3 protein-coding genes are annotated in these 3,656 nt (G+C 74.8%); all 3 read left to right on the top strand.

Annotated features, from left to right (window positions below; genetic code table 11):
* Positions 1–57: 57 nt before the first annotated feature.
* From SSBG_RS18725 to SSBG_RS18735, 3 genes are read left to right on the top strand one after another with little or no spacing between them, the layout of a single operon-like run.
* Positions 58–1,356 carry a DUF6716 putative glycosyltransferase gene (locus SSBG_RS18725; RefSeq protein ID WP_037870106.1) on the top strand — a complete coding sequence of 433 codons (1,299 nt, stop codon included), beginning with the start codon at positions 58–60 and terminating at the stop codon, positions 1,354–1,356.
* 32 nt (positions 1,357–1,388) lie between these two features.
* Positions 1,389–2,597 carry an acylneuraminate cytidylyltransferase gene (locus tag SSBG_RS18730; RefSeq protein ID WP_008747642.1) on the top strand — a complete coding sequence of 403 codons (1,209 nt, stop codon included), beginning with the start codon at positions 1,389–1,391 and terminating at the stop codon, positions 2,595–2,597.
* A 59-nt stretch (positions 2,598–2,656) separates the two neighbouring features.
* Entirely contained in the window at positions 2,657–3,628 is a 972-nt protein-coding gene (locus SSBG_RS18735) for an N-acetylneuraminate synthase family protein (RefSeq protein WP_008747643.1), read from the top strand.
* Positions 3,629–3,656 lie beyond the last annotated feature (28 nt).

Here is a 3,656-nt window from a genome sequence, read left to right on the forward strand (position 1 = left end):
CCCGCCGTTGCCGTCGTGTTGGGCGTCCCCTCGGAAACGCTTCCTAGCGTCCGGGGTGTGCCAGAAAGCAAGCCGAAGCCCCCGCGTGTGGCGGTGCTCGCCGACTCGGACACGCGCTGGAAGTGGGGAGTCCTCACCGCCGCCCGTGTCACCGGGTGCGAGGAACCGGACGGATTCCTGCTGCGCGGGCGGGCCACCCCCACCGCGCGCCAGCTCCGCGAGGTCGGCGCGCGTGCCGCCTCGCTGCGCGAGGTCACCGCGAACGGGTTCGTGCGCGCCATGGACGCCGCCGCGTACGACGTCGTCGTGCTCGCGCTCGTCGGCGGCGGCGTGCAGGCCCTCGTGCACGGCCTGCGGTACGCCTGGCAGGGCGCCGTCAAGCGGCCCGTGCTCGTCACCGGGTACGTCGGCGTCGTCTACGAGAAGCTCGCGGACGGGCTCCTGCTGCGGCACGGCGCCGACCTCGTGCTCGCCAACTCGCGCGAGGACGCCGGGCGCTTCCGCGCCGTGTACGAGGGCGTGGGCGCCGACAGCGCGAGCGTCGTGGAGTGCGCGCTGCCCTTCCTCCAGGGCGAGCCCGGCGCGGGCGACGCGGCGGGCCCCGTCGTCTTCGCCGTACAGCCCTCCGTGCCCGAGCGCCGCGCCGACCGGCTCTACCTGCTGCGCCGCGCGGCCCAGCACGCCCGGCTCCACCCGGAGCGCGAGGTCCTCGTCAAGCTCCGCTCCCGCCCCGGCGAGCACACGACGCACATCGAGGAACAGCCGTACCAGAAGCTCGCCCGCTCGCTGGACCTGCCGCCCAACTGCCGCCTCGAATACGGGCACATGGGCACCATCCTCGACACCGCGAGCCTCCTCGTCACGGTCAGCTCGACCGCGGCCCTGGAAGCCCTGTACCGGGGCGTCCCGACGGCGGTCCTCACCGACCTCGGCGTCCGCGAAGCCCTCGGCAACCACGCCTTCCTCGGCTCGGGCTGCCTCACCTCGTGGGACGCGCTCGACGCCGGGCACCTCCCGAAGGCGGACCCCGCCTGGGCCGCGCGGCAGGGCGTCGCGAGCGACCGCCCCTACGAGAGCGCCTTCGACACGGCCCGCGCCCGGATCGCCGCCCTGCTCGCCCGGCCCCAACTGCCGCCGCTCTCCCCGTACTACACCCTCGCCACCGCGCCCGGGTACCTGCTCGGCATCCTCGCCCGCCACCACCTCGCCCCCGACGGCTCCCCGCTGCCGGGCGCCCCGAGCGAGACCCGCCCGCCGGGACCGCTCAAGCAGGTCGTGCGCCAGGCCGCGCGCGGCGCCTACCGGCACGGCGTCCAGCGCGTCGCGCCCGTCATCCGCCGGATGGGGGACCTGTGACCACCGCGACCACCACCACCGAAGGCCCGGCCATGACCCCTCGTGTCCTCGCCGTCATCCCCGCCAGGGGCGGTTCCAAGGGCGTGCCCGCGAAGAACCTCGCGCCCGTCGGCGGTGTCCCGCTCGTCGTCCGCGCCGTGCGCGAGTGCCTGGCGGCCCGGTACGTGACCGACGTCCACGTCTCCACCGACGACCCCGCGATCTCCCGCGCGGCCCGCGAGGCCGGGGCCGAAGTCGTCCGCAGGCCCGCCGAGCTGTCCGGCGACCTCGCGAGGAGCGAGGCCGCCGTCCTGCACGCCCTCGACACGTACGAGGAGCGGCACGGCACCACGCCCGGCACCGTCCTCCTCGTCCAGTGCACGAGCCCCTTCCTCCTCGCCTCCGACGTGGACGCGGTCGCGAGGGCCGTCGTGGAGGACGGCGCGGACTCCGCGCTCACCGCCGCGCCCTTCCACGGCTTCGTGTGGCGCGCGGACGACGAGGACGGCGCGCGCGGCGTCAACCACGACCGCCGCACCCGCCCGCGCCGCCAGGACCGCCCCGAGGACCTGGTCGAGACCGGCGCGGCCTACGCGATGGACGTCGCCGGCTTCCGCGCCCACCGGCACCGCTTCTTCGGCCGCACGGAACTCGTCCGGACCGACCCCGCGCGCGTCCTGGAGATCGACGACCCGCACGAGCTGGCGCGCGCCCGCCTGCTCGCCCCGCACTTCGACGCGCACCGCCCCGGCGCCCTGCCGACGCGCGCCGACATCGACGCCGTCGTGCTCGACTTCGACGGCACGCAGACCGACGACCGCGTCCACATCGACGCCGAGGGCCGCGAACTCGTCTCCGTGCACCGGGGCGACGGCCTCGGCATCGCCGCGCTGCGCCGCTCCGGGCTCCCCCTGCTCATCCTCTCCACCGAGCAGAACCCCGTCGTCGCCGCGCGGGCCCGCAAACTCCGCGTCCCCGTCCTGCACGGCGTGGACCGCAAGGACCTCGCGCTCAAGCAGTGGTGCGAGGAGCAGGGCGTCGCGCCCGAACGCGTCCTGTACGCGGGCAACGACGCCAACGACCTGGCCTGCTTCGGCCTCGTCGGCTGGCCCGTCGCCGTCGCGAACGCCCACGACGCCGTGAAGGGCGCCGCGCGCGCCGTCACGACCCTCGCGGGCGGCGCGGGCGCGATCCGCGAGATGGCCGGCTGGCTCCTCGGCGGCGACCTCGGCACCACGCGCCCGGCCCGCGCCGACCAGTAACCCGACCAGTTCACCCCAGTCCCCCCAGTTCCCCAGTCCCCCCAGTACAAGGACCCCCAATGAGCGACAGCACCACGACCCCCCGCCTCCGCCCCTTCGGCTCCCGCGAGGTCGGCCCCGGACGGCCCGTCTACGTCACCGGCGAGATCGGGATCAACCACAACGGCGAGCTGGACAACGCCCTCTCGCTCATCGACATCGCCGCCGACGCCAGATGCGAGCCCGTCAAGTTCCAGATGCGCACGCCCGAGATCTGCACCCCGCGCGACCAGTGGGACATCGAGCGGGACACGCCGTGGGGCCGCATGACGTACATCGACTACCGGCACCGCGTCGAGTTCGGCGAGGACGAGTACCGCGCGATCGACGCGCACTGCCGCGAGCGCGGCATCGACTGGTTCGCCTCCCCGTGGGACACCGAGGCCGTCGCCTTCCTGGAGAAGTTCGACGTGCCCGCGCACAAGGTCGCCTCGGCCTCGCTCACCGACGACGAACTCCTGCGCGCCCTGCGCGCCACGGGCCGCTCCGTCATCCTCTCCACCGGCATGTCCACGCCGCGTCAGATCCGGCACGCGGTGGAGGTGCTCGGCAGCGACAACATCGTCCTCTGCCACGCCACCTCGACGTACCCGGCGAAGGCCGAGGAGCTGAACCTGCGGGTCATCCACACCCTCCAGGCCGAGTTCCCGAACGTCCCGATCGGCTACTCGGGCCACGAGACCGGCCTCCAGACCACGCTCGCCGCCGTCGCCCTCGGCGCGACGTTCGTGGAGCGCCACATCACCCTGGACCGCGCCATGTGGGGCTCCGACCAGGCCGCCTCCGTGGAGCCGCAGGGCCTCGCGCGCCTCGTCCGCGACATCCGCACGATCGAGCACTCGCTCGGCGACGGGGTCAAGAAGGTGTACGAGTCGGAGCTGGGCCCGATGAAGAAGCTGCGCCGGGTCCCCGGCGTCGTCGCGGAGGCGGAGGCGGCGGTGCGCGCCGCCGACGAGGTGGCGGACGAGGCCGTGGCCTCGGCCCGCGGCTGAGCGCGGTCCGCGCATGACGACCCCGGGG

The sequence above is a fragment of the Streptomyces sp. SPB074 genome, from assembly GCF_000154905.1.
Taxonomy (GTDB): Bacteria; Actinomycetota; Actinomycetes; order Streptomycetales; family Streptomycetaceae; genus Streptomyces.

Bases quoted from the DNA above. Each gene is read 5' to 3' on its own strand.
- SSBG_RS18730 (WP_008747642.1), top strand. From the start codon at position 1,389: ATGACCCCTCGTGTCCTCGCCGTCATCCCCGCCAGGGGCGGTTCCAAG.
- SSBG_RS18735 (WP_008747643.1), top strand. From the start codon at position 2,657: ATGAGCGACAGCACCACGACCCCCCGCCTCCGCCCCTTCGGCTCCCGC.